The following is a 25,359-nucleotide window of genomic DNA, read 5'->3' on the forward strand; positions in this document are numbered from 1 at the left end:
GAGAATAAAATGTCTTATAGTCACAAAGTTATCGATCACTATGAAAATCCCCGTAATGTTGGGGCATTGGATAAAAATGATGCCACCGTTGGCACGGGATTGGTTGGGGCGCCAGCGTGTGGTGACGTGATGAAATTGCAAATCAAGGTGGATTCTGATGGCGTGATCGAGGATGTGAAATTTAAAACATTCGGGTGTGCATCTGCCATTGCATCGTCATCATTGGTGACGGAATGGATCAAGGGCAAAACCCTGGAGGAGGCTCAAGAAATTCGTAATACAGATATTGTGCAGTTTTTGGCCCTTCCTCCCGTTAAGATTCACTGCTCTGTTTTGGCAGAAGATGCTATTCGATCGGCCATTGCTGATTATAAACAAAAGAATGTAGACAAATAACAATGAAAGTCGCATTAAACATCACTGACGCAGCCATTGATCGCATAAAGCACCTTTTGGATAAGCGAGGAAAGCCTTCTATCGGGATGCGGGTGAGCATACAAACAAAGGGGTGTTCAGGTTTATCCTATTCCATCGATTATGCTGACGAGAAACAACCCCTGGACGAGGTTGTGGAGCAGGGCGGAGTGACGATTTTGATTGATGCAAAAGCGACGCTGTTTATTTTGGGAACAGAAATGGATTTTGTGGGCGATAAAATGCAATCTGGTTTTGTCTTTCGCAATCCCAATGAAAAAGGGCGATGCGGATGCGGCAAGTCGTTTTTTGTTTGAGGGAGAAGGTCTATTAATAATCCATTCACCATCTTGGGCATACCACAAGAATTTGATATTGATTTGCAGATTTTGGAACAGCGGTATTTTATATTGCAACGCGAATTCCATCCCGATCGTTTTGCGCACCAAGGGGGGGATGAGGACGCCATGTCAGTTGCGATTAATCAAGCCTACCGCATCCTTAAGAATCCGGTGTTTCGGGCAAAAGCATTGTTAGAATGTGCAGGATGTTTCATTGGCGAAACCGAAAATTTATCAGATATATCCTTTTTGCAAGATCAATGGGAATGGCGGGAACGTATAGAAGAATCAACTACTCCGGATGATTTGGATCTAATAAAAAATGATCTGGAAAAAGAATTTTTGGCGATTCAACATGTGTTTTCTAAGGCTTGGATAGCAAAGAAATCCGAACAAATGTTACAAATTTATCGAAAATTATCCTATTTTTCCAAGGCCTTAGAAAGGGTGAAAGAAAAAAGTGCTCAACATTACTGATCCTCATATTGCAGTTTCCGCCTGCTTCGAACCTGATGACGTTGCCATTGGTATTGACCTTGGGACGACCTATTCGGTTATGGCTTATGTAGACAATGGACAACCCCAGATAATCTCTATCGATGGGCGTTCATTGATTCCATCGATTGTTTTTTATGATCAAGATGATCGTCTGTGGGTTGGGCAAGACGGCCATTCAACGCAGATGAGCAAGGAAATCATATCGTCTTTCAAGAAATGGATGCGGAACCCATCGACCCTGTTGTTAAGGGACAAGACCCCCGTTGAATTATCGGCTCTGGTCTTGGCACATTTAAAAAAGAATGCCGAGCAGGTCCTTGGAAAATCTGTTCAAAAAGCCGTTATTACGGTGCCAGCCTATTTTGATGATGCAGCCCGTCAGGCCACAAAAGATGCGGCGGCACTTGCGGGATTAACTGTTTTGCGTTTGGTTAACGAACCAACGGCGGCAGCGCTGTCATATGGTCTGGATCGAAACGCCCAGGGAATTTATGCGGTCTATGATTTGGGGGGTGGAACATTTGATGTTTCCATCCTGAAATTGGTCCGGGATGTTTTTCAAGTTCTGGCCACGGGCGGGGATGTTCATTTGGGCGGGGATGATGTGGATCAGTCCATTGTTGAACTCTGGGTGCAGTCCCATCCGACTCTGGAGGCCACGCGATCGTTATTTCTTTTGGCGCGAGAAGCAAAAGAATTTTTGCATGCCAACGATGCTTGGAATGGTGAATCTGGCCCCCATAACTTAACGTTAACCGCAGTAGATCTTGACATTCTGGTGTCTCCTCTGGTTCAAAAAACACTGGCGCTTTGCAATCGTGTGATTCTGGATGCGGGCGTTTCTAAGTCGGACATTGATGGGGTCGTTCTGGTTGGGGGGTCGACGCGACTGAATGCTGTCAGGGCAGGGACCGAACATTTTTTTGGACAGGCTCCGAAAATCGATCTGGATCCCGATCATGTGGTGGCCCTGGGGGCTGCATTACAGGCGGATGCCCTAACATCCAGGGGTTCGAATTCATTGTTGTTGGATGTTGCCCCACTATCACTTGGGATTGAAACAATGGGGGGTGTTGTCGAGAAAATCATCCCCAGAAATTCACCGATTCCGATCAAGCAGGCACAGGAATTCACCACTCACCAAGATGGTCAGACAGCCATGAAGATTCATGTCGTCCAGGGAGAGCGCGAGCAAGTTTCGGATTGTCGATCTTTGGCAGAATTCATTCTGACCGGGATTCCCCCCATGGGGGCGGGCATGGCGCGTATTTTGGTCGTCTTTACCGTTGATGCGGATGGATTACTGACAGTCACGGCTATGGAAAAAACAACAGGATTGAAACAAGAGGTTTTCGTTAAGCCCAGTTATGGGTTAACATTAGAAGACTTCAGAAAAATGTTACTGTAAGTTTTATCAAAAAATCTTAGGAAAGAAGATTAACTATGTCAAAAATGAAATTCATACAAAACGATGATAGCGTTATCGAGGTGGATGCACCGCTTGGATTATCCGTACTAGAAATTGCTCATCGTAATAAAATTGACCTAGAGGGAGCCTGCGAAGGGTCGCTGGCGTGTTCAACATGTCATGTTGTTGTCGATGGTGATTGGTACAAGAAATTAACGCCTGCCACAGAAGACGAAGAAGATATGCTTGATTTGGCTTTTGGATTGACGCACACCAGCCGCCTTGGATGCCAAATTATCATAACTGATGAATTGGATGGTCTGACCGTGCGATTGCCGGCCGGTACGCGCAACATGATGGTTTAAGAGACGGAGAATTCCCGGTGCGCTGGACTGATATATACGACATAGCCATCGAATTGGAGGAGAGGTTTCCCGACGTGGAAATCCTCTCTGTCCGTTTTACGGATTTATGGCAGTGGGTGCAAGACCTTCCTAGTTTTGACGACGATCCTCAAAAAAGCAACGAAAAGGTATTGGAGGCTATTCAGATGGCCTGGCTAGAGGAACGGGACTGATTGAATTGAGCCCTAAAAACTGGATAGTTAACCTGAGCTCGACGTAACAATCTCCAAAAACTTCACCTTTTTCCTGGACAATCCTGGATCACTTTGTCGCTTACGCTGTGCACCGCGACGTCTTTGCGCGGAGGGTGAAACCCGACAAAGCAATCCAGACTTTAAAACACCAGACTCAATAAGGCTTTTGACGGGCTCTTATATCGAACCCAGACTAAATCTTACTATATTTCAGGCTTTTTTCGAATGGTGAGCTGCCTGACCGCCCTTGTGGCCCAACTCAATATACCCTGCGTGCCCAAGCTGACTAGACCGGACTTCTCCGCCTTTACGGCCAAGTGCGACATATCCGGCATGTCCAAGCTGCTGGGATCGGGCTTCTCCCCCTTTATGACCAAGCTCCACATACCCATCGTGACCTAATTGCTCGGCCCGGGCGCGCCCACCCTTGCGTGCTATTTCGACAACTTTATCGTGGGGCATGGATGCAAAACCTTTGGCTTTTGGCTTAGCCTTAACCTCTCTGGTTTTGCGGACACTTCCTTTGTTTGTACTGTCGGTGTGTGTATTTTTATTTTTTTGAGCGACTGCCATGATAGATCCTCCTTATTTTATAGGGTTATCATCAAACGCGATGTTCGCTAGTCTGGGGGGCGCTGTTGTTTGCGCCCAGTTTATCCAGACATCACATGCCTAGAATTATCTAGACACCTTTCTATTACGCCCCTTTAAGGGGAATGTAAACAGTTTTTAATGAAATTTGTTCGAGTCATGCTCATACCATAGACAAACTATGAAAAATAGAGTGTCCTGGAATTAGGGCGCAATATGCCTTTATCTAAAATTTCATAGAATAATTTTATAGGGGGCTGCTTGACTATAAGCCAAAATACAACAAACTCTATACCCTTCGCAATTGATCCTCCATCACTTTCATGCAACCAATCCTGATGGGGGATTCAATCCCGCGCTAACAGGGGCAATACAGAACCATCGTTTGCCCCGGGATTAATACCATTTTCAAAAATGATTAGTGAGTTTCCTGGATGGCCACGCCGCCTTCGTCGGCTCGCCATGCCGTACGTCATTGCGCGGAGAGCGTGGCCATCCAGAAAACGGTGTTAGGGCATTTTGCAAAAATAAGCGGCCCTGCAAACCCTACTCAACAACCTTTGGCACAGCAAACATATTAAACTGCGAAACAGGTGCGTTTTTCATAATGGCATCGACAATATCGCTGTCTGTGACAACATCCGCCCGTTCATGCATGGCGGGCTTGTCTTCTTCCTCGTGCACCTCAACGGAGGACACATCAATACTGGTGAGCTGGTCAATCCAGTTCATGATGGAACTCAGTTGCGCGGAAATCTGTGGACATTCCTCGTCCGTGATTTTGATGCGGGCCAATTTTCCAATCTTCTTGACTTCTACTGGGGACAGAATCATATAAACCTCATACCTTTAAGAAACACCATACCGGGGTGTGATCCGATGTTTTATCCAATCCCCTTGGGGACAAATCCACTTGACTATCTATAACACAATCGGATGCCTTGGGCGAAAGCAATAGATGATCAATCCTAAGTCCATTATTATTCACATATGATTTATTGCGATAATCCCACCACGTGAATGGCCCGATTCCCTCGTGGAACAAACGAATAGCATCTTTATATCCTAAATGCACCAAGGATCGAAAGGCATTGCGTTCGGGTGTCGAACATAAAATTTTGTCCTGCCAGCCTTTTGGATCATGCACATCAGCATCCGTTGGGGCCACATTAAAGTCACCACCAATAGCGCAGATTTCATCATATTCCAATAAATCTTGCATATGCTGTCGCAAATGACCCAGGAATTCTAACTTATAGGCAAACTTATCCGATCCAACTTCCTGGCCATTGGGTACGTAAACGGAACCCACGCGAATGTTGGCTGTGAACCCCTCGATATAACGGGCTTGGTCGTCATGCAAAAAAGGCGGCAGATTTTGTTGGACATCCTCGATTGGGAATTTTGATAAAATCGCCACACCATTAAATGTTTTTTGTCCATGGATGGCCACATTGTACCCAAGGTCTTCTATGTCCTGTCGCGGAAAGTCTTCGGCAATGCATTTTGTTTCCTGCAACAAAACAATGTCGGGATTTTTTTCCTTTAGCCACGACAAAACAATGGGCAGACGCGCACGAACGGAATTTACATTCCAGGTTGCGATTCCTATCTTTTTTGGATCTGACATGCTTTGGTCTGACATGGGCCCTCCATTAAACTTACAGTGAAAATGATTTTCCGCAACCACATGATGACGTGGCATTTGGATTTTTAATCAAAAACCGCGAAGACGTTAAATCATCCGCATAATCAATCTCGGACCCATTCAAAAGCTCCAACGAAACACCATCAATAACGATACTGGCGCCTTGTTTTTCAAAAACATGATCGTCTATCGTTGTTGCATTATCCAGGACAAAGGAATATTGAAATCCCGAACATCCACCACCCGAAACGCTAACGCGTAGGGAAAGGGATTCCGATGATTGTTCCTGTTGCAACAAAAGTCGAATGCGTTCTGCTGCCGCGTCGCTGATTAATAAAGTCATTTTTTCCCCACTTGATATATTTGGCATGCTAGCAAAACTTGGTATCTGTGTATATAGTAGAGACATTAAAATCATTATCAAGGAGGAACGGCAATGGCCGGTTCTGTTAATAAAGTTATTCTTATTGGAAATCTTGGACGCGATCCCGAGGTGCGTTTCGCACCAGATGGTATGAAAATTGTAAACTTGTCGGTTGCAACCAGCGAATCATGGAAAGACAAAAACAGTGGCGAACGCAAAGACAAAACAGAATGGCACCGCGTCGTTGTGTTTAATGAACGAATTGCTGATGTGGCTGAAAAGTTCCTAAGGAAAGGATCAAAAGTTTACCTAGAGGGGCAATTACAAACCCGCAAATGGACCGATCAAAGCGGACAAGAAAAGTATTCAACCGAGGTTGTTATTCAACGGTTCCGCGGGGAATTAACGTTACTGGATAGCAAGGGCGGCGGTTCGTCAGGCGATGATTACCAAGCTTATGGTGATGCGGGCAGCACTCCGCAAGCTAGTGGTGGCAGCAGTGGTGGATATTCGGCACCCCAATCCAACCATGACATGAATGACGATATTCCTTTTTGATGTCTTTACCTTCTAATACTAACTCCTCGGGCTCTGTTCCGTTTCACATTAAATCCCCGTTTGAACCAGCCGGGGATCAGCCCGAGGCTATCAATGCCCTGACAAAAGAAATTCAAAACGGTGAGAAAAATCAGGTCTTGCTGGGTGTAACGGGATCCGGAAAAACGTTCACAATGGCGCATGTGATTCAGCGCATCCAACGCCCTGCTTTGATTCTGGCGCCCAACAAAATTTTGGCGGCACAGTTGCATTCGGAAATGAAAGATTTTTTCCCCAACAATGCGGTTGAATATTTTGTTTCTTATTACGATTATTATCAACCCGAAGCCTATGTCCCCCGCACCAATACCTATATTGAAAAAACGGCATCAATTAACGAACAGATTGACCGTATGCGACATGCAGCCACGCGATCTTTGTTAGAAAGGCGTGATGTCATTATTGTAGCCAGCATTTCGTGTATTTATGGTATCGGATCAGTCAGCACCTATAGTGAGATGATCATCACCATCGCACAGGGGGAATCCATCGATCGAAACCACCTGATGCGGCGCCTGGTGGAACTGCAATACAAACGGAATGATATATCCTTTAATCGCGGAAATTTCCGTGTTCGGGGAGATGTGTTGGAAATTTTCCCAGCGCATTATGAGGATCGCGCCTGGCGCCTGAGTTTCTTTGGGGATGAACTGGAAAAAATCATCGAAATCGATTCGTTGACGGGCGAAAAAATGAACACCCTGGATCGAATCACAATCTTTGCCAACAGCCATTACGTGACCCCCGGCCCCACAATGCAGCAAACGATTAAAAAGGTCCAGGGGGATTTAGTTGTGCGCCTAAAGGAATTCAAGGATCAAGATAAATTGGTCGAGGCGCAGCGATTGGAACAACGGACAAAATTTGATTTGGAAATGATGGCCGCAACAGGGAGCTGTTCTGGGATTGAAAATTATTCCCGATATTTGACGGGCAGGGAACCCGGACAGCCGCCGCCGACTCTGTTTGAATATTTGCCTAAGGATGCGATTCTTATTATTGATGAAAGTCACGTATCGGTTCCACAGTTAAACGGTATGTACAAGGGGGACAGATCACGCAAATCAATGCTAAGCGAACATGGTTTTCGACTGCCATCCTGTGCAGATAACCGCCCGTTGAAATTCGAGGAATGGGATGCCATGCGCCCGCAAACCGTTTATGTTTCAGCAACGCCTGGCCCATGGGAGCTGCAGCAAACCCAAGGGGTCTTTGTTGAGCAAATCATCCGCCCGACGGGCCTAGTCGATCCGGTGTGTGAAATCCACCCCTGTGAACATCAGGTTGATGACCTGATCCATGAATGCAAGGCAACCGTTGCCAAGGGTATGCGGGTTTTGGTTACAACGCTGACAAAAAAAATGGCGGAGGCCTTAACCGAATATCTGAACGAGGCTGGGTTAAAAGTGCGGTATTTGCATTCGGACATTGAAACCCTAGAACGTATTGAAATTATTCGGAATTTGCGTTTGGGGACATTTGATATTTTGGTTGGTATTAACCTGTTACGTGAGGGGTTAGACATCCCCGAATGCGGGTTGGTTACTATTCTTGATGCTGATAAAGAGGGGTATTTACGATCCAAAACGTCGCTGATCCAAACCATTGGACGCGCCGCGCGTAATGTAGAGGGTCGCGTGATTTTGTACGCCGATAAAATCACCAATTCGATGGAGGGTGCCCTGAATGAAACGAACAGACGACGCGAAAAACAAGAAGACTATAATCGGGTGCATGGAATCACCCCTGAATCCGTTAAAAAAGGTATTCATGGAGAAATGCAGGAAATTTGCGATATGGATTATGTGTCCATCGATGCGACCCTTTCTTCTATGAGCAAAAAAGAACTCGCCAAGAAAAAAATCCAGCTGGAAAAGAAAATGAAAACCGCCGCTGGAAACTTGGAATTCGAACAAGCGGCCAAACTACGCGATGAAATCCGCCAGCTGGAAAGGGCGGAATTATTGGTGATGTAAATCAAAATCACATCCAAGGCTCTGTCTTGTGCCTTCTGGCAAAAGGGATTTGTGCGAATAATTTGGGTGATCAATCGCCAAAATAACATCAACGTTGGGCGTTAAAAAGGATCGAATCTCGTCCGGCCTCAATATGAAATGCAAAAAATGAACGGCTGATGTTTTTCCATCAGCGGTTGTGCGATCAACTTCTGTTTCGGGGGTGGCGTTTATACTGGTATCCCCGAAACGCAACGAAACAGTTTCCTCTATCCCGCCAAGCTGTGCTAATACTCGCCGCCGTCGAACCATGTCATCGATTTCAATCATCATCGTTGCGACCAAGTCTTGGCTTTGGTCTGGATGGACTTTCGGAACCAGGGATGCATAGGCGTTCAGCTCGTCATCGATTTGACTGTCTCCCCCTTGTTCGATTCTCAGCATTTCGTGGATCTGCCACCAAATAGTTTGATAATTTTCGAAATAGAAAACGATATCGGGGCCAACTGATAGGCGCCTGTTCCTTTTCAAAGCTGTAATCTCAAGACGTTTTTGATCGCGTATTTTAAGAAAATCGGACAGGGGAATGATATCATCCCGGGTAAGTGTGCGTTTCATATGCTTTTTCTTTTTTTTGGATACCATTGTCAGGCATTTTAGGCTCCCAAGACTTGAATGGGAAGAGTATAATAAAAGAAAAATAGCAAGCAAGCAAGACAGCAACATGACTCCAGTTAAACGCATTTTATCGGGCATTCGTCCAACGGGACATATTCATTTGGGGAACTATCTGGGGGCGATTCGCCATTGGGTGAGGCTGGCCAGTCAATCCCCCCTTGGTCAACAAGACCAGCTGTTTTGTATCGTTGACCAGCATGCCTTGACAACAATGCAGGATGCCCAAAATTTAGCCGATAATACACGAACGATTGCAGCTGCTTATATAGCATCAGGCATTGATCCAAGCAAAAGCAGCATTTTCGTTCAAAGCCACGTTCCGGGACACACTGAATTGGCCTGGTATTTAGGATGCATAACGCCACTTGGTTGGCTGAATCGGATGACACAGTTTAAAGACAAGGCTGGAAAAAACCAAGAAAGTGCTCTTTTTGGGTTGTATGCGTACCCCGTATTAATGGCGGCGGATATCCTGATTTACAAAGCAACACATGTGCCCGTTGGGGCCGACCAAAAGCAGCATGTGGAATTGGCCCGCGATATTGCCGGGGCATTTAATAACTATTGCCAGAAAGAGGTTTTGGTAATGCCCGAACCCGTCATTGAAACAAAAGTGGCGCGAATCATGAGCCTGCGGGATGGAACAAAAAAGATGAGCAAGTCCGAGATATCCGATTATTCCCGCATTCACTTGTTGGACGATCCAGACACGATTGTTCAAAAAATCCGAAAGGCCAAAACAGATGCCTTTCCCGTTCCAGAAACCCTGGAGGATATGGATGTCCGGCCAGAAGCCAAGAATTTAATGACCATATATGCAGCACTAACAGAACAGAATACGGATGATCTGTGTCAAAAATTTGGCGGGCAATCATTTTCGGTGTTCAAACAAAAACTGAGCGATATGTTGATCGAAACATTGCTGCCGATACAAACCCACGTACGGTCCTTGTTGCGGGATAAAGGGGCGTTGGATTCCGTTCTGCAACAAGGGGCTGCCGTGGCGAATGATTTGGCTAACCAGAATCTAGATGACATTCGGGATGCCCTTGGGATGGTGAAAAGGGGATAATTGATGACGGGAGGTTGGGTCTTTCTTGTGTGATGTGGGGGTTTAGGGAAAGAGCCTAACCCTGCCACCGGGGGAATACGCCCGTTGGTTCCGGCAGGGCTGTCCCTGGGTTTATTGCCTCAGCAAAATGATCGAACTGTCGTTTGTACTCTGGAACGGCCAACTGATCAAGGATCGCAGCGCTGGCGTTTATTAACAATGGTTGGGTAAAGATCGCGATCTTGCGAATAGCCTCCACCAACACATATAAAACCGTTTGCATCCGCGCAACCTCGCCACTCTTAAGAAGGGCCCAGGGCTTTTGTTCATCAATGTATTGGTTGGCAAGACTAATCACAGACCAAATATGGTCGGCATATTTGTGAAATGCAAAATGATCCATGTCACCCTCAAGAACCTTTGGCAGGCAATCAACTGCATCCCAAAGCGCCTTGTCCGATGGGGTTAATTCCGCAGCCTTTGGGACAATTCCACCGCAATTCTTGTAAATAAATGATAAAACGCGCTGCACAAGGTTGCCATAGCTGTTGGCCAAATCGCTGTTGTAACGCGTGATCAAACTATCCCGTGAAAAATCACCGTCTTGACCAAAGGGAACCTCCCGCATCAAAAAATACCGAACGGCATCCAACCCAAAGGTTTCAATCAATTCAAATGGATCAATTGCATTACCCAGCGATTTCGATATTTTTTCACCTTCGTTTGTCCACCAACCATGGGCAAAAACTTTCTGTGGCGCCGGTAAATCAGCCGCCATCAAAAATGCTGGCCAGTAAACCGCATGGAATCGCAAGATATCCTTACCAACAACATGACATGAATTCGGCCAGTATTTTGCAAAGCTATCGGTATTCTCCGGATAGCCCAGCGCCGTTATGTAGTTCGTGAGCGCATCCAACCAAACATACACAACGTGTTCGGGTGAATTTGGCACCGGAACCCCCCAGCTAAAGCTTGTCCGGGATACCGATAAATCATGCAGGCCACCCTCGACAAACCGAACAACCTCGTTCCGCCGGCTTTCGGGTTCAATAAACGTTGGGTTTTCTTTATAAAATTCCAACAACTTTTCCTGCCAATTGGATAACCGAAAGAAATAACTAGGCTCACGAACCCATTCCACCGGCGCACCCGTTGGCGCCTTTCCATCAATCAATTCTTTTTCATTATAAAAGGCTTCGTCCCTTATGGCGTACCATCCCTCGTAATGACCAAGGTAAATTTGATCGCGTTTGACCAGCTCGTTCCATAAATGTTGGACAGCTTTTATGTGGCGATCCTCTGTCGTTCGAATAAAATCATCGTGAGTCGTTTCCATGACAGTGACCAAATCCCGGAATTTCTGGGACACTTGGTCCACAAATTCCGTTGGTGTTATTCCGCGATCTTTGGCGGCCTTTTCAACCTTTTGGCCATGCTCGTCAGTGCCGGTTAAAAATTTCACGTCACACCCGGCCAACCGTTTATAGCGCGCGACCGTATCGCATGCCAGCGTTGTGTAGGCGTGACCAATGTGAGGAACATCATTGACATAATAAATTGGCGTGGTGATGTAAAAATTCTTTTTGCTGTCCATTGTTTACTCTATGATCCGTGTTGGATTTTCTATCATTAAAAAACAGGTTATCAATACGTGGGTTTTGTCCAGGTGGGTGGATCGCGCATCCTTTAAAAAGGATGTTACCGCTTGCCAAACGCCAAGCCAATGGCTTTGTTCAGTATCGGTCGAGTTTAAAATCTTTTGGTATGCCCATTGTTCAATCAGCCACAAAAAACAATCGTACTGCGATGGATTTTTGGCCACAGTTTCGCACCATTTTTGTGCCTTGGGGAAATTATTCGATCGCGCCGCCATCGCCATTTCGTCCAATTGCTGAACAAAAATTCCACCCCCAGCTGCCTGCAGCGATTGATACAGTCCAATGCTGCCCCTGACCAAAGGAAACAAACCCTCATCAAAATCAGGACACCAATCTAAAAAGTCCGCAGCCGTCAGGGGTTGGCATAAAAGCTTTTGGCACCGGGATCGGATCGTTGGCAGAGCTTGTCCCAATGAATGGCAAATCAAAAGGATTAGCGCCTTTTGGGGCGGCTCCTCTAGGATCTTGAGCAACGCATTGGCGGCTTGTCGCGTCAGGTCATCCACGGCATCAATGATCACGACCCGCCACCCTGGAATCGATGGCGACTGACGAAGGAAATCAATAACTTTTCTGGAATCCTCCACCGATATCACCGTATTCAAATCCCCATCCTTGTTATTCCCCCTGGTCAGGACAAATAAATTGGGGTACGCTCCATTGGCAATTTGCCGCCCCACAATTTCGGGCGATAACCCATTTGGATTTTGGGGGTTGGCGGATAAAATTTCCCGCGCCAGTTGATACGCAAGGGTTGATTTACCTATCCCGCGTTGCCCCCACACGATCCAGCAGGGTGCCAGATTCCCCTGGTCGTAAAGTGATTTTATTGTTGTCATGGCTCCCGCGTGGCCAAATACAGTTTTCTGTGACCCTGAAACCGTCGAAAGCGGCAAGGAAGCGGATGGTTTTTTATTGATCATATTTAATTCTTTGATGAGTGTTTTTTACTGTATTTTTATGAATTCTGCCTATATAATTATCTTGTTTAATGGCCAGATCCAACTGAAATGTTATATTTTTCACTATGGGGTGGCAGAATTTGTTCCTTAAGGAGTCCGTTAGTTATGAATAAGAAATTATATGTCAGCAACTTAGCTTTTTCAATCAATGATGAATCGTTGGGAGGCGTATTTGCTGAGATAGGTTCGGTAGTATCTGCTAGAGTTATATCAGATCGCTATTCTGGCCGCAGTAAAGGTTTTGGATTTGTGGAAATGGCCACAGATGCTGATGCACAAGAAGCAATCAAAAAGCTCAATGGCGTAGAGATCGAAGGGCGCACAATTAACGTTGCTGAAGCGCGTCCACAAGAAGATCGTCCACAAGGCGGAGATCGCGGCGGTTATGCACCACGCGGTGATGGCGATCGCGGTGGATTCGGTTCACCACGCGGCGATAGCGGCGGATTCGGCGCATCACGTGGTGGTGGCGGCGGAGATCGTGGCGGTTTTGGTGCACCACGTGGTGGTGGCGGCGGAGATCGCGGTGGATTCAGTTCACCACGCGGCGGCAATGGCGGCGGCGGCAGAGGTCGTTCTTACTAAAAACTAAAGTCTAGATTTTAGTTAGCTTGTTATTAAAACGCCATGACATCATGTTGTGGCGTTTTTTTTATTATTTTCAAACCTGAGTTCGACGTAACGCCCCACCAAAAACCCTTATCAAGACTGGTGCTTTGGATTGCTTCTTCGGGCTTCGCCCTCATCGCAACGACGTCATTGCGAGGAGCGTAAGCTTTGAGCAACCCAGGATTGTCCTGGAAAAGACGAGGTTTTTAGGGGTTGTTACGTCGAACTCAGGTTATTTTCAACGGTATAATATTTACGTATGTCTGATACAGTCACCCTTGCAAACCTGATGATTTCCAAGCTCTGCCACGATATTGCGGCTCCTATGGGGGCCATGGGATTGGGATTGGAAATGCTTTTTGATAATACTCAAAAGCAAAAATTTGACCAGGAAACAAAGGACCTAATCATGGGCAGTTTGGATTCGTTCAAAACCAGATTGCGGATTTTTAGGGCGTTATTCAGCACAGAATTCGATGGACCCTCTTTCAATATTGTGAAGGATATATTGGTATCCCTGGGGCCGGCCCACAAACTTCAAATCAACACGCAATCCATCCCAAGTGGCGCACCTTGTAAAATCCTTTTGGGGCTTACCTATATGTCAACAGAAGCCTTGGTCCGTGGCGGAACCATCACCATAGATTACCTTGATGGATCCGATTCTGATATCCAAATTATGGCAGAGGGTTCTATTGCCTGGCTCAGGCCTGAATATGTTGAAACATTAGGCGACAACCCTCATTCGTCCGACGATCAAACACCCAGAACAATATTGCCGTATTATTTACGGTTGCTCGCGTCCGACATAAATAAAAAAATAGTGTACACGCCTGTCAATCCCAATAAATTTTATTTAGTAGTCTCCTAGAAAGGAACGTCAAATGCCAAGTTTTTCAAGCTACCTTCATAATTCACTGGCGGTTTTACAATTGACGCTTGATGATCAATCCCTTGCTGTCAACATGGAACATGCGATCCATGCAACCGAAGCGGCTTTATCAAAGGGACAACCATTGCTGGTTTGTGGAAACGGTGGATCGGCATCGGACGCTCAGCACATCGCCGGTGAACTGGTTGGGCGATTTCTGATCGAACGAAAAGCGCTAAATGTCATATGTTTGTCCGACAATGCAGCGGTTCTAACGGCGCTTGCGAATGACTATGGGTACGAGACGGTTTTTTCTAGACAGGTAGAGGCTTATGGCCAAGGCGGCGGCGTCTTGCTGGGATTATCCACAAGTGGAAATTCTGCCAACGTTATCCAGGCATTCATAAAGGCAAAAGAATACAATATGACAACCATCGCATTAACAGGAAAGGGTGGAGGCAAGCTGGCAAATTATGCGGATATATTACTAGAGGCGCCGTCCAATGCAACGCCATTGATTCAGCAAATTCACCTTATGATTTATCACTATTTTTGCCAAGAAGTCGAAAAGCGGTGTGCGAACTCATGGTAAGTGATACCATTTTTACAAATTATTAGTGAGTTTTCTGGATTTGTATTAACGTGGGTGTCGTTTTCCGAAGAGGAATGGAGATGTTGAAATTTTTACATTCAGTTTTTGACAGGGAGGAAGCGAGGTCTTTCAAATAAAGCCGACCTCGATCTCCCCTCCCAGGTCTTTATTTATGGTCTGGCAATTTAGCCGGAGCAGCCGGTACAATAGCTGGTGCAGCAGGAGTCGCTGGAGCGGCTGGAACTGCAGCAGCAGGCTTTTCTGGTTGTAACGACTGAAGAACTTCTTGAATTCCTGATGGTGTCGCTGGTTTTGGAGTCTCAGCAACCGCAGGGGTAGAAGTCTTTGTTGGGTGTGCTACATGTGCAGCATGTGCATGTGCCGGAACATGACCTTTGTCTTCAACAGAAAACGCAGCCTCTTTTAAAACTTGACCATTTTCAGCAATAACTGACACGGTCCAGTGTCCCGGACGTGCTGTAATGTGGCTGGATGTTCTCCAGTGTGGAGAGTTGCCAAGTTTTGCCTTGTAAGATAGGTATTCATGTCCTTCATGTTTCCATTGGAACGTGACATGATCACCTTTGTGGTTATTCAGATCGGCAAATGCAACAATGTGGCCGTCTAGTGTGGTAAAATTTTCTTTAACATCAACCGGTTCTTTGTGTTGAACTGATGTTGCCAAGACAAAACGGTTGAGAGATGTATGACAATCTGACGCTGCGCTTGCATGAGTTGCAACTGGAGCAGCTACTATTGCTGTTGCAACCGGAGCAACAGGTGGTGCTGGAGTTACCGCAACGGGTGCCGCCGGAGCTGACGCAAAGCTTAATGATGTTGTAACAAGTAAGGCACTAGATAAGGAAAGATATAAGCGCATGGGACCCTCTGAAATAGAATGAAAAATTGCTGACTAATGTTAGTATAGGGAAAATTAGTTAATTTTTCTTTAAAATTATTCCCATGGAGTTATAAATTCTGAAATATTAGGTTTATCCCGGTTCGACATAATGCCATTTTCATAAATTACTGATCAGTGTTTCCTGGATGGCCACACTCTCTTCGTTCGTTCGCCATGACAACGTCATTGCGATGAGGGCGAAGCCCGAAGAAGCAATCCAGGAATCATCCCAAACCCATGAAGATTTATTGAAAATGGTATTAGGTTTATACCTAGAAATTAATCCAAAACAATGTCTGGCGAAAATTCCTTAGATCCTCAATCTCCTTTGTATAGACATCCAAATCATGCAACGAAATTTTGCCTGGAATCGGCCATGCCGACAGGCAGCCATCGAGTGTTCTTTGTGCTTTAGACGAAAGAATAGAATGCATGGTGACAGCCGTCCTATCGCCAGATTTAACAAGCGAGAAAAACGAAAAATCTTCATCATAAGGAATTCCTGTGACGGGACAATTGTTAGGGGAGGACACAACCTTTAGATGATCCGCTGTGTGCGTTTGAAATGGGGCGCCCGTTTTATCGGTCCCAGCTATTTTCAAGTCATTGGGACCATGAAAAAATTGGATATCTGTATTGAAGTTCCGATTGTATCCTGCTTGTATTTCTGGGGCTTTTGGATCCAACCAATAGTGCGGGCGAAAAAGAATTGGCAACTCACGAATCCAGGGCAAATCCTGCGTTATAAAATAAAGTTCTAAATTAACCAAAGGAACACCCAGGGTTGCCGCCTGAACAGCTTTTGGCAAAGTTTCATAGAACAAAACTGCGGGTAGCTTGAGTCGAATGCTAGATTTCAAAACACCAGCACGATCATCATCTATGCTATATTGGGAAGATTGCCCATCATTTCCATTTGGATCATACGGATGCAAAATAGGCACACAAGGGTAAAATTGTCCATATTGTTCCGTAGAGTCAATACCAAAGCCCCAATGATCAAGGGGGCTGATACCTTGTCTTTCAAGGATCGTTCCATCAATAAACGGCTGACATTTTTGCGACAAGGCAGCGCAACCCTTTATTTCTGCATCCGACGCAGCAAATCCGATTCGCGGGGACAGCATAAAAATAAATAATAATGATGTGGATAATAATATATTCATTCATCGTTACTCTGTTAAAGTGTATTATTACAAATATAAGGCGGAATTATTAAGAAACAGTTAACAGACAAGGAAGAAATAATTTTTTTATTGAGTTTATTTTTTTCCTCGTTTTGAGAAATTTTTAATAGATACCCGCTGATTTTATTGACATCATCCCTTTGGACAGGTAGATTCAGAGAAGATAGTTGACAACAGTCAACCAGGAGGGATGGCCGAGTGGCCGAAGGCGGCGGTTTGCTAAACCGTTATACGGTCAAAAACCGTATCGAGGGTTCGAATCCCTCTCCCTCCGCCATCCGCCGGCGCGCGGAACCGGCCTTGTTCGGCAGGCCCGCTCAATCAAGTTTCAGATTGTACGCAAAATTTCAACCCACTTTCATCTCGAGCCATTATTAAGAAATTAATCCTTTCTTAACGTAAGTGCATTATTAAGGAGAGAGGAGGGGCCCCTTCTAAACCTGCCCCAGGCTTTTAATCTTTGCCCTGGGGTGGACCTCGTTTTGCGACAGAATAATGGTGGCAGGGCGTGCGCGTTCCAATATCGATCGAACAAAGGGGCGAACATGGGCACTGGTGACCAAAACGGGAGATTCCCCCAAGGTGGACATTTTGTCATACACTTGTCGAACGCGGGCGATGAAGTCCTGGATCTGACTGGGGGACATGGCCAATTGTTTATTATCGGAATCACCAACCAAGGTATCGCTAAATGTTTGTTCCCACGTGGGCGATAATGACGTTACGATCAACACGCCGTTGTCATCTGTGTTCGCGAACGTGATTTGCCGCATCAACCGTAACCGAACATGTTCCGTGATGGTCGAGATATTTCTTGAAAAGGTGCTGGCTTCTGAAATGCCCTCCAAAATTGTGGGTAAATCGCGAATGGAAACACGTTCACTGATCAGATTTTGTAAAATTCGCTGGATGTTACCGACGGTGATTTGCCCCGGGACAATGTCATTGAGGAGCTTTTTATACGGATCCGACACACCATCCAGCAGTTTTTGCACATCAGCATAGGTTAGTAATTCTGAAATATTATCTTTAATGATTTCCGATAAATGCGTTGTCAGAACGGATGACGGTTCAATGATTGTGTATTTGAATAATTCAGCTTGGGACCGGAGCAGTTCTGAAATCCACATGGCTGGCAAACCAAAACTGGGCTCCAGCACAGATTCACCCGATAATTGAATGGGCTGCGCCTGGGGATCCATAACCAACAGCTGTCCGGGCCGAAGCTCGCCTTTGCCGGCCTCCAGTTCTTTGATACGAATAACGTACTGATTGGGCGGAAGCTGAAGATTATCCTGCAAGCGCACAGACGGGATCATCAATCCAATTTCCGTGATCAGTTGTTGCCGGAGATTTTTCACCTGTTCCGTCAGGCGTTGCCCCCGTTCGTGGTTCAACAAAGACAGCAGACCATATCCCAATTCAATGCGCAGCGCATCAATCGGGGCAGCGCCAACCTCAACAGGTGGAAGGGCCGCGGTTGCCTGGTCTTGGGCTTTTTGTTCGGCCGCTTGGTCGTCAACAATATCTTGGGCTGCCTGATCTTTTTGTTGCATTAAATACCAAGCCCCGCCCCCCGTAAGGATCGCCAGCGTTAAAAATGGCATCATGGGAATGCCGGGAAGCAACGACAGCGTCCCCATTAGAAATGAGCTCATCCCCACCGCTGTTGGATAGGCGCTCAGCTGACTGAAAAGGGCTTTGTCTGCCGTTCCTTCTACGCCCGATTTCGATACCAACATACCGGCTGCCGTCGATACAATGAGGGCCGGGATTTGGGATACCAATCCATCACCGACCGTCAGGACCGTATAGGTTCGCGACGCATCCAAAAAATCCATATCATTTTGCAAAACGCCGATAATGACACCACTAATGATGTTGATAAAGGTGATTAAAAGACCCGCGATAGCATCTCCCCGAACGAATTTTGCCGCACCATCCATGGATCCAAAGAAATTGCTTTCTTGTTCCAATTCTTTGCGGCGGCGTTTGGCTTCTTTTTCTTCGATGATTCCAGCTGATAAATCGGCATCAATGGCCATTTGTTTACCGGGCATCGCATCCAAACTAAAACGGGCTGAAACTTCGGCGATACGTCCGGACCCCTTTGTGATGACCACAAAGTTCACAATGACCAAAATCGCAAAAACAATTAGCCCGATGACGAAATTTCCTCCCATTGCAAAGTGGCCGAATGCTTCGATAACCTTGCCGGCGGCTTGGGGCCCCTCGTGACCATTGGACAGGATCAGACGGGTGGAGGCAACGTTTAGCGACAGACGCAACATCGTGGAAACAAGCAAGACCGTTGGAAACGAACTGAATTCAAGTGGCTTTTCGATGAACAAAGCCGTCATTAAAATAAGAACAGAAAAGGTCAATGATATCGCCAGCGACATATCCATAATGATACGTGGCATTGGCAGGATCAAAATCACCATGATCATGACCAATGCCATGGCGAACATGATGTCCGTCCGCTTTGTTATGGACTGCCATGAAAAACCAGTGGAAGAGGAATTTTTAGTTAACAATGGAACAGGGCCCCGTGGCTTGGGATATCGCGTAGTTCTTCTCTGATTTGTTCTTCGGCATGCCAAAGATCCCATTGTTGTTGCATTCTTAGCCAAAAGGTAGGTGTATTCCCACAAAACTTCGCCAACCTTAAGGCCATTTCAGGGGTAACAGAGGCTTTTTCTGCCATAATTTTATGGAGAGATTGTCGAGAGATATGAAGTTGCTTTGCGGCGGTAGTGACTGAAATTTCCAAGGCTGGTAAAACATCCCCCTGTAAAATGGAACCAGGATGAGTGGGGGGGCGTTTTGGTCGTTGGTCGATGATATAGTCGTTTTCCATGCTATTCTACATTAATGATATTGTTCCATATCAACAGCGTATATATTCTTTTCGTGCCATTCAAATGTTAAGCACCAGGGCCCATTAACGTGTATGCTGTACCGTTTTGGATTACCCATTAACCCGTGAAAATTAAATCCGGGGATATCGAGGTCCTTTGTCTCCTCTGCTAAATCCAAAGAGTCAAGTCTTCTCAGGATTCTTTTTTGTAAGGCTGGCGCCACCTTAGAGGAATGTCCTGTTAAAAACAGCCCTCTTAAATCTTTATGCTTGAAACTTTTGATCATGCTTAAATGTAAACCTTGGCATTACTTTTGTCAATTGATTGTTTACGAAATTTTTGTGAACTATACCGCTACATCCAAGCCGACATACTCCTTTAGTTTGTTTCGCAGTGTCCGAATGGAAATCCCCAGGATTGTGGCGGCATGGGTGCGATTGCCATAACAGTGATCAAGGGTCCCTAGGATCAGTTCTTTTTCGACATCAGACATGGATCGTCCTACAAATGGATTGGCTGGCACAGGTGGGGTAGCATCGTTCTGCTCATTTTCTGCCACTGATAATCCAAACAAATCCTCCACCTCGATCACGCCTGACGAACATAATAAAACGGCGCGATGGATCGTGTTTTCCAATTCCCTGACGTTGCCTTGCCATGGGTTTTTCTGCAATGCGGCCATCGCTGGATCAGACAAAGTCAGAACGGGCACATTGTTAAATTCAGAATATTTTTTACAAAAGTATTGGGCCAGGGGAATAATATCCGATGGTCGTTCGGCCAGCGACGGCAAATGTACATTAATGACATTCAGTCGGAAATAAAGATCTTCGCGAAAATCCCCCCTTTTTGCTGCTTGCAATAAGTCACGGTTGGATGTTGCAATGATTCTGATATTCACCTTGATCGGTTGTGTTCCGCCGACCCTGTCGATAATTTTTTCTTGAATGGCCCGTAAAAGCTTGGCCTGCAACCTTGGGTGCATTTCACTGATTTCATCCAGCAATAATGTCCCGCCATCGGCTTCTTCAAATTTACCAATGCGCCGCGCAACGGCCCCGGTGAAAGCGCCCTTTTCATGACCGAAAAGCTCTGATTCCAATAAATTATCGGGGATAGCAGCACAGTTAAGGGACACAAATGGTTTATCGGCACGTCTGGATTTATTGTGGATATATGTCGCCATGACTTCTTTGCCGGTTCCGGATTCGCCTGTGATCAGTATGTTTGCTTCGCTTGGGGCAACCTTATCCGCCAGACGCAGCAAATTCGCCATCTTGGGGTCGTGACAAATGACGGCCGACTCAGGTTGGGCAAACGCGCCAATCACGGCGGCAATTAATTCGGGATCCGGTGGCAGGGATAAATATTCTTTTGCGCCTGCTCTGATGGCTCCGGCTGCTTCTTTAGCGTCACAGGAAATTCCACAGGCAACGACGGGCACGAAAATCCGTTCTTTTTCAAGGCTTTTAACAAGCTGTTCCACTCCCAGTTTCAAATCGATCAAGATAAGGTCGGAACCTTTTCCGGATCGAAGTGTTTCAAGGGCTTCTAGAACCGTTAACGTTTGAGTAACCTTGGCACCCTTATTCAGGGCAATTTTCGCAGCCGTTGTTACATGCCCCTCAAGGGATCCCACAATCAGTACGCGCATCATATTTCCATCCTTTTGGGTAATTTTTTAACTGTGATCTGACTTGATAATTTCGGTCAATGTAACGCCAAGCTTTTCATTCACCACGACAACTTCCCCGCGCGCGACAAGACGGTTATTCACATAAATATCGATGGCTTCGCCAACATGACGATCCAATTCGATAACGGCCCCTCGGCTAAGTTTCAACAACTGTTTCACCGGCATTGTTGCTTTTCCTAATACGGCAGAGATCTGAATTTGAACATCATAAATGGCCTCTAATGCTTCTGGTGTGTGCCCCTTGGTTAGGGGAAAATCAGCCGCAAAATTAATACCTGAAATGTCTTCCCCAGACTTTTGTTCTGGGGTTTCTTCGGCATTATCAGGAGTCGTTAATTCTTGATCGTCCATTACTGTTTATTCCTTAAAACGTATACCTGTTAAAATGTGTACCTAGAACGTATATTTGGCTAATACTTCTTCTATTTGATCTATAATGATTTCCTGGTTCCATGTTGCACCTCCGCCTTTCCACGCAATTTCGCAGGCATTGGGCTTGATGGCGGTCTCGAACCCAAAATCAATGATAACATCGCTTTTTGCGAACGTATCTTTTAAATGAGCAACGATATCATCACCATGACATGGATTGATCGTTATTGATAATTTTTGCTCACCAATGACTGTGGATAAAATGGATTGGATTTTGTCTTCTAATTCTTTTAGGTGATGATCAGTAGCCACGGCTGAAAAAATCTTTTTATAAATAGCGCGCGAAAGCCCAAGAACCTTTTCAATTAATTTTGCATCTTGTGATTGTTGATTTTCGGTAAGTATTCTGAGGCCGTCATGGAGATTGATCAACAAATCATGTTCTTGGCGGTGTTTATTGGATATTGCCTGAAGCTCCCCTTGGATAAAGCCTTCCTCCATTCCCCGAGAAAGACCTTTATTATACGCATTTTCTGTGTGGGCATTCAGCTCTTCTTCGGTATAGGTTTTGGCGTCTTCTGTTTGATCTGGCTCCTCTATCTCGACAAGTTCTATTGGGATATCACTCAAGAAAATGGGCATACTATCAAGTTCTGGAAATATAAATTTTGTGTAAGTCATGATCAATTATCCAATTAATTTAGTTTTGCTATCGCGCGGATCAATCAACATAATGGTTTCGTTGGCTGCCAAATCTTTGGTAATCATCACGATGTAACTTTGCGCCTCCTCGACATCGCGAACACGGACAGGGCCCATTTGACTGATATCATCGGCAAGCAATTTTCGGGCACGTTCTGACATATTTCGATAAAATAATTCTCGCTGATTTTCCACAAGGCCTTTCATGGCTATGGCCAGCTTCCTCTTGTCCACATTACTAAGTAAGACACGAACCGCGACGCTATCAAGCTTCATTACATCATCAAATGTAAACAGGAGGGCTTTGATATGTTCTGATGCGCCTAGGTCTAGTTTTTCTATGCCCTCAAGTAATCGTTTTTCTGTTCCACGATCCAGATGGTTAAATATTTCAGCTACAGATTCATAATTGTTTCGCCCGGATGAACGAACAAGGTTTTGCATGAAATCTTGCTGGAGAACTTCCTCCAGCTCCTTTAGAAATTCCTTGTGGACCGTTCCCATTTTAAGCAAACGATAACAAACCTCGCATGATAATTCTTCCGGAAGCAAATCTAATACTTTTGCCGCATTGGTTGGCTTTATTTTTGACAGTATAACAGCAACCGTTTGCGGGTATTCGCCCTTTAAATAGTTTGCCAAAACCTCTTCGTTCACGTTCGCCAGCTTGTCCCACAAAGTTCGACCCGATGGCCCGCGGACTTCGTCCATAATCATATCGGCTTTTTCTTGGCCTAACGATTCAAGCAAAAGCTTTTCTGTGTTCTCGAGCGATCCAATCAATGTATCGGCGCTTGGCATTTCTTCGATGAACCCAAGATAAACCTCCTCTACATTGCCGCCCTTTACCTTTCCAAGTGTAATCATGGCTTGGGAGATTTGCCGGATCTCTTCTGTGGACATAAGCTTGAAAAGCGCAGAGGCTCTCTCGTGCGACAAGGACAGCACAATAATGGCTGCCCTTTCTGTGCCACTAAAGCTTCCTTTTTTTTCTGGTGAGGGCTCTTTTTTTTGTAGTTTTGCCATTCTTTAACTTTCTGTTTGTCTCTCAGTCTTATGTATCGGAATTCATCCAGCTCCGAAAAATTGCAACGGTTTCTTCTGGATGGTTATCAATAATTTCACCAATTTTTTTCGTTATCGATGCTTTGACACGATCGTCTATTTCTTGCACATCAACCCCAGGACGGGTTTCTTTTTTGACAGGGGTTGGATAGGTTTGTAAGGAATCTTGTGTTGGGTTTTCATCAAAATAATGAAGCGCGCCCGCGGGTCCTGCAGCAACAAGGGTATGTTGATTGGATAAATTCAATAGTACGGGGCGAATAACGCCGAACAAAAGGGCCAATGCCAAGGATCCAACAATGGCCCAAACGGCAATATGCGAAACATTGAGCCCCCTGTACCATTTTGATTCCTCTAGCAACCGTTCCTCCTCTGGCTCTACAAAGCGAATATTAACGATCTTAACCGTATCACCGCGATCTTCTTTAAAGCCAACGGCTGTTTTGATCAGGGTGGTTAGTTGTTCTATTTCCTCATTGGATCTTGGGCTATAGCTGGATTTCCCTTTTTCATCCTTACTGTAATTTCCATCCACAAGAACCGCAACGGAAAGCCGTTTTATGCCGCCCGTTTCTTTGACGTGCGTTTTGGTTGTGCTTGATATTTCATAGGTAATATTTTCTTCTGATCGATTTGTTTGATTGCGATTCTGGGATCCGGCCCCCGCCGCCGCATTCTCAGGCAAAGCATTTTGTAACGATACCGTATCCTGTGAAGGTGTTTCATTACTGTTGCTGCCATCCTCTGTTGTGGTGGATGATCGTGCGACTTGCCCGTCTGGATTAAATTCAACACTTGTTGAGGTGACCTTGTCAAAATCCATATCGGCGCTAATTTCAGCCCGTGCCTTTCCGGGGCCAATGGCTTTTTCCAATAACGATTCTACCGTTCGCACAAGTTTGTCTTCGTACCCCTGTCGAATATCTTGTTGAACGCCAAACCCATCGCCGGCGCCGCTAACATCGACACCGCGGGCCAAAAGATTCCCACGATCATCAACAATTGAAATTTTGTCCAGGGTTAAATTTGGAACTGCAGAGGCCACAAGATGCTGAATCGATTGTACCTGCGTTGCTGAAAGGCGCGCTGTTCCCCGCATTTTCAATACAATGGATGCGGCAGCCGTTTGTTTTTCTTGGGCGAATAATTCACGTTTGGGGATGGCCAAATGGACCCGGGCTGATTGAACGCCTTGTATTGTTCGAATGGATTTAGAGATTTCGCCCTCCAAGGCCCTGGCATGATTGATGTCCAAAATGGCCGATGTGCTACCTAATAAATCATTTTTGTCAAACAATTCATATCCAATGGATCCACCGGCTGGTAATCCATCCTGGGCTAATTCCATGCGCAATCGGGCCACCTGATCGGATGGCACCAATATTTGATTGTCTTCGTTTCTAACCTCTGTTGGGACACCAAGGGCTTTAAGTCGTTCCAAGATACGCGCGCCATCGGACGATTCCAATTGGGTAAACAAGGGTGACATTTCAATGGATGACGCCCTAACCATCAAATAAACAAAGAACATCAAGGATGCAAAAATTGTACCAGCGATAATCGCTAGTTTTGTTCCCCCAAGATTCTTTAGGATTTGAGTCAGGTTTTCCAACGGTTTAAATCACACTAAATTGTTCGACTTACCTTAACCTTAAAGCTGAACCTATGAAGAAATCGTTAACGATAGGAATTTTTTGCCTACAATTTTAGGGGATAAACGACAAGCCACAAAATTTG

29 protein-coding genes and 1 tRNA gene are annotated in these 25,359 nt (G+C 45.6%); 13 read left to right on the forward strand and 17 right to left on the reverse strand.

Annotated elements, in window-relative coordinates; translation table 11 throughout:
* Window positions 1-9 precede the first annotated feature (9 nt).
* Genes iscU through iscX form a run of 6 tightly spaced genes read left to right on the forward strand, consistent with a single transcriptional unit; the run spans window position 10 to window position 3,238 of the window.
* A complete protein-coding gene (gene iscU, locus NTX76_01090) occupies window positions 10-396 on the forward strand; it encodes a Fe-S cluster assembly scaffold IscU (protein MCX7337864.1) in 387 nt (128 codons plus the stop codon).
* Between the two features lie 2 nt (window positions 397-398).
* Window positions 399-731, forward strand: coding sequence for an iron-sulfur cluster assembly accessory protein (locus NTX76_01095; protein MCX7337865.1), 333 nt, complete (start codon window positions 399-401; stop codon window positions 729-731).
* Window positions 732-764: 33 nt separating this feature from the next.
* Window positions 765-1,232: a Fe-S protein assembly co-chaperone HscB gene (gene hscB / locus NTX76_01100; GenBank protein ID MCX7337866.1), complete on the forward strand. Its 468-nt coding sequence runs from the start codon at window positions 765-767 to the stop codon at window positions 1,230-1,232.
* On the forward strand, window positions 1,216-2,661 hold the full coding sequence (locus NTX76_01105; protein MCX7337867.1) for an Hsp70 family protein: 1,446 nt from the start codon (window positions 1,216-1,218) through the stop codon (window positions 2,659-2,661). Before hscB ends, NTX76_01105 begins: the two co-directional genes overlap by 17 nt.
* A gap of 35 nt (window positions 2,662-2,696) precedes the next feature.
* Window positions 2,697-3,026, forward strand: a complete 330-nt coding sequence (locus NTX76_01110; protein MCX7337868.1) for a ferredoxin family 2Fe-2S iron-sulfur cluster binding protein — start codon at window positions 2,697-2,699, stop codon at window positions 3,024-3,026.
* A gap of 17 nt (window positions 3,027-3,043) precedes the next feature.
* Complete coding sequence (gene iscX / locus NTX76_01115; protein MCX7337869.1) at window positions 3,044-3,238, forward strand: Fe-S cluster assembly protein IscX; 195 nt, start codon at window positions 3,044-3,046, stop codon at window positions 3,236-3,238.
* 231 nt (window positions 3,239-3,469) lie between these two features.
* On the opposite strand, the gene NTX76_01120 is transcribed toward iscX, so the two are convergent.
* From NTX76_01120 to erpA, 4 genes are all read right to left on the reverse strand, one after another.
* Window positions 3,470-3,832: a glucose starvation-inducible protein B gene (locus NTX76_01120; GenBank protein MCX7337870.1), complete on the reverse strand. Its 363-nt coding sequence runs from the start codon at window positions 3,830-3,832 to the stop codon at window positions 3,470-3,472.
* 564 nt (window positions 3,833-4,396) lie between these two features.
* On the reverse strand, window positions 4,397-4,684 hold the full coding sequence (gene gatC / locus NTX76_01125; protein MCX7337871.1) for an Asp-tRNA(Asn)/Glu-tRNA(Gln) amidotransferase subunit GatC: 288 nt from the start codon (window positions 4,682-4,684) through the stop codon (window positions 4,397-4,399).
* A gap of 7 nt (window positions 4,685-4,691) precedes the next feature.
* Complete coding sequence (xth, locus tag NTX76_01130) at window positions 4,692-5,495, reverse strand: exodeoxyribonuclease III (protein ID MCX7337872.1); 804 nt, start codon at window positions 5,493-5,495, stop codon at window positions 4,692-4,694.
* A 16-nt stretch (window positions 5,496-5,511) separates the two neighbouring features.
* On the reverse strand, window positions 5,512-5,841 hold the full coding sequence (gene erpA / locus NTX76_01135) for an iron-sulfur cluster insertion protein ErpA (GenBank protein MCX7337873.1): 330 nt from the start codon (window positions 5,839-5,841) through the stop codon (window positions 5,512-5,514).
* 93 nt (window positions 5,842-5,934) lie between these two features.
* Between erpA and ssb the strand changes: the two genes are divergently transcribed.
* Together ssb and uvrB are read left to right on the forward strand one after the other, a co-directional pair.
* A complete protein-coding gene (gene ssb, locus NTX76_01140; GenBank protein MCX7337874.1) occupies window positions 5,935-6,420 on the forward strand; it encodes a single-stranded DNA-binding protein in 486 nt (161 codons plus the stop codon).
* The gene (gene uvrB, locus NTX76_01145; GenBank protein ID MCX7337875.1) at window positions 6,420-8,435 is read left to right on the forward strand and encodes an excinuclease ABC subunit UvrB; all 2,016 of its coding nucleotides are present in this window, start codon (window positions 6,420-6,422) and stop codon (window positions 8,433-8,435) included. Before ssb ends, uvrB begins: the two co-directional genes overlap by 1 nt.
* Here the strand turns inward: uvrB and NTX76_01150 are convergent.
* Window positions 8,421-9,032, reverse strand: a complete 612-nt coding sequence (locus tag NTX76_01150; GenBank protein MCX7337876.1) for a DUF3501 family protein — start codon at window positions 9,030-9,032, stop codon at window positions 8,421-8,423. The genes uvrB and NTX76_01150 overlap by 15 nt on opposite strands.
* A gap of 106 nt (window positions 9,033-9,138) precedes the next feature.
* Between NTX76_01150 and trpS the strand changes: the two genes are divergently transcribed.
* Window positions 9,139-10,164 carry a tryptophan--tRNA ligase gene (gene trpS, locus NTX76_01155; protein ID MCX7337877.1) on the forward strand — a complete coding sequence of 342 codons (1,026 nt, stop codon included), beginning with the start codon at window positions 9,139-9,141 and terminating at the stop codon, window positions 10,162-10,164.
* 55 nt (window positions 10,165-10,219) lie between these two features.
* On the opposite strand, the gene metG is transcribed toward trpS, so the two are convergent.
* A complete protein-coding gene (gene metG / locus NTX76_01160) occupies window positions 10,220-11,740 on the reverse strand; it encodes a methionine--tRNA ligase (GenBank protein ID MCX7337878.1) in 1,521 nt (506 codons plus the stop codon).
* A gap of 3 nt (window positions 11,741-11,743) precedes the next feature.
* Complete coding sequence (locus tag NTX76_01165; GenBank protein ID MCX7337879.1) at window positions 11,744-12,727, reverse strand: AAA family ATPase; 984 nt, start codon at window positions 12,725-12,727, stop codon at window positions 11,744-11,746.
* A 144-nt stretch (window positions 12,728-12,871) separates the two neighbouring features.
* Between NTX76_01165 and NTX76_01170 the strand changes: the two genes are divergently transcribed.
* From NTX76_01170 to NTX76_01180, 3 genes are all read left to right on the forward strand, one after another.
* Entirely contained in the window at window positions 12,872-13,351 is a 480-nt protein-coding gene (locus NTX76_01170; protein MCX7337880.1) for an RNA-binding protein, read from the forward strand.
* A gap of 283 nt (window positions 13,352-13,634) precedes the next feature.
* Complete coding sequence (locus NTX76_01175) at window positions 13,635-14,246, forward strand: histidine phosphotransferase family protein (protein MCX7337881.1); 612 nt, start codon at window positions 13,635-13,637, stop codon at window positions 14,244-14,246.
* A 13-nt stretch (window positions 14,247-14,259) separates the two neighbouring features.
* Window positions 14,260-14,838, forward strand: a complete 579-nt coding sequence (locus tag NTX76_01180) for an SIS domain-containing protein (protein ID MCX7337882.1) — start codon at window positions 14,260-14,262, stop codon at window positions 14,836-14,838.
* A 166-nt stretch (window positions 14,839-15,004) separates the two neighbouring features.
* Here the strand turns inward: NTX76_01180 and NTX76_01185 are convergent, their stop codons facing one another.
* Together NTX76_01185 and NTX76_01190 are read right to left on the reverse strand one after the other, a co-directional pair.
* Entirely contained in the window at window positions 15,005-15,718 is a 714-nt protein-coding gene (locus NTX76_01185) for a DUF2914 domain-containing protein (GenBank protein ID MCX7337883.1), read from the reverse strand.
* 293 nt (window positions 15,719-16,011) lie between these two features.
* Window positions 16,012-16,905, reverse strand: coding sequence for a hypothetical protein (locus tag NTX76_01190; GenBank protein MCX7337884.1), 894 nt, complete (start codon window positions 16,903-16,905; stop codon window positions 16,012-16,014).
* A gap of 205 nt (window positions 16,906-17,110) precedes the next feature.
* On the opposite strand from NTX76_01190, the gene NTX76_01195 reads away from it, so the two are divergent.
* Window positions 17,111-17,203 (forward strand) — tRNA-Ser (locus tag NTX76_01195).
* 157 nt (window positions 17,204-17,360) lie between these two features.
* Here NTX76_01195 and flhA read toward each other — a convergent pair.
* The 8 genes from flhA to fliF are packed head-to-tail and all read right to left on the reverse strand — an operon-like array spanning window position 17,361 to window position 25,234.
* The gene (gene flhA / locus NTX76_01200; protein ID MCX7337885.1) at window positions 17,361-19,397 is read right to left on the reverse strand and encodes a flagellar biosynthesis protein FlhA; all 2,037 of its coding nucleotides are present in this window, start codon (window positions 19,395-19,397) and stop codon (window positions 17,361-17,363) included.
* A gap of 59 nt (window positions 19,398-19,456) precedes the next feature.
* Entirely contained in the window at window positions 19,457-19,786 is a 330-nt protein-coding gene (locus NTX76_01205; GenBank protein MCX7337886.1) for a HigA family addiction module antitoxin, read from the reverse strand.
* Window positions 19,787-19,797: 11 nt separating this feature from the next.
* Window positions 19,798-20,073: a type II toxin-antitoxin system RelE/ParE family toxin gene (locus NTX76_01210; GenBank protein MCX7337887.1), complete on the reverse strand. Its 276-nt coding sequence runs from the start codon at window positions 20,071-20,073 to the stop codon at window positions 19,798-19,800.
* Window positions 20,074-20,133: 60 nt separating this feature from the next.
* A complete protein-coding gene (locus NTX76_01215) occupies window positions 20,134-21,441 on the reverse strand; it encodes a sigma-54 dependent transcriptional regulator (GenBank protein MCX7337888.1) in 1,308 nt (435 codons plus the stop codon).
* A gap of 27 nt (window positions 21,442-21,468) precedes the next feature.
* Window positions 21,469-21,834: a flagellar motor switch protein FliN gene (gene fliN, locus NTX76_01220; GenBank protein MCX7337889.1), complete on the reverse strand. Its 366-nt coding sequence runs from the start codon at window positions 21,832-21,834 to the stop codon at window positions 21,469-21,471.
* 42 nt (window positions 21,835-21,876) lie between these two features.
* A complete protein-coding gene (locus tag NTX76_01225) occupies window positions 21,877-22,536 on the reverse strand; it encodes a FliH/SctL family protein (protein ID MCX7337890.1) in 660 nt (219 codons plus the stop codon).
* A 6-nt stretch (window positions 22,537-22,542) separates the two neighbouring features.
* A complete protein-coding gene (fliG, locus tag NTX76_01230; GenBank protein MCX7337891.1) occupies window positions 22,543-23,583 on the reverse strand; it encodes a flagellar motor switch protein FliG in 1,041 nt (346 codons plus the stop codon).
* A 28-nt stretch (window positions 23,584-23,611) separates the two neighbouring features.
* Window positions 23,612-25,234, reverse strand: coding sequence for a flagellar basal-body MS-ring/collar protein FliF (gene fliF / locus NTX76_01235; GenBank protein MCX7337892.1), 1,623 nt, complete (start codon window positions 25,232-25,234; stop codon window positions 23,612-23,614).
* Window positions 25,235-25,359: the final 125 nt, after the last annotated feature.

The organism is Alphaproteobacteria bacterium (assembly GCA_026400645.1).
Taxonomy (GTDB): Bacteria; Pseudomonadota; Alphaproteobacteria; order Paracaedibacterales; family CAIULA01; genus JAPLOP01.